At 63.4% G+C, this 798-nt stretch carries 1 protein-coding gene and 1 pseudogene; both read right to left on the minus strand.

Annotated elements, in window-relative coordinates; translation table 11 throughout:
* Positions 1–188: 188 nt before the first annotated feature.
* Positions 189–344 (minus strand): annotated as a pseudogene (locus R5H32_RS20915) (IS6 family transposase); the annotation flags it as partial.
* 181 nt (positions 345–525) lie between these two features.
* A partial coding sequence (locus R5H32_RS20920; RefSeq protein ID WP_318340567.1) for a hypothetical protein occupies positions 526–798 on the minus strand: 273 nt, incomplete at its 5' end.

Below are 798 nucleotides of genomic sequence, written 5' to 3' on the forward strand. Positions count from 1 at the left end.
AGCTTCTACTCGAGGGCAAATTTCAAGAAGAACCGCGCCGCCGCTCTCGCCGAGTGGCGTCAACTCGGCGCCGCATAAGGGGCAGGCTCACTGTCCATTCGGAGACTGGTTCGAATCCGTCTGACAGCACCCTCGGCACGTTTCTTGCGGATCTCGGCGGCGAACATCGGTCCGAAACGCCGCCATCAGAACCGCACCGACTCGTGGCTGATCTCGATCCCGCGCTCGTGCAGCAGGTCCTCGACGTTACGGAGCGAGAGCGGGAAACGCACGTACATCATCACCGCCAGGCGGATGATCGCGCGGCTCGTCTTGAAGTATTTGAACGGGTCAGGTTTCGACATCAAGCGACGCTAGTCGGCGCCCTGCCTCGCCGCAAGCTAGGTTCCTCTGACACCGCCNGCCAGGCGGATGATCGCGCGGCTCGTCTTGAAGTATTTGAACGGGTCAGGTTTCGACATCAAGCGACGCTAGTCGGCGCCCTGCCTCGCCGCAAGCTAGGTTCCTCTGACACCGCCCGCGCCGCTAGTCAACGGCAGCTTCGCCCGCTATCCCGGTCATAGCCTCGATCTTGGTCAACATCCGGTATCGGCCAGAGCGGTCGTTCGCGCCTGTCGATCGACGCTTTCCGGTGGGGGTGACCGCTTTCACCGATAGCAGCCATTCGCCGAGCGACGGCGGATGACCGGGTTGCGGACGAAGCCGCCTGAGGCCGATGCAGCGAAACTCAAGTCGGCGGCTCGACCGAGTCATGGAACGGCCCGCCGCGCTGCGGCACGACTTCCCGGAAGCGGTCAT

It is taken from the genome of Defluviimonas sp. D31, assembly GCF_033436765.1.
Classification (GTDB): Bacteria; Pseudomonadota; Alphaproteobacteria; order Rhodobacterales; family Rhodobacteraceae; genus Albidovulum.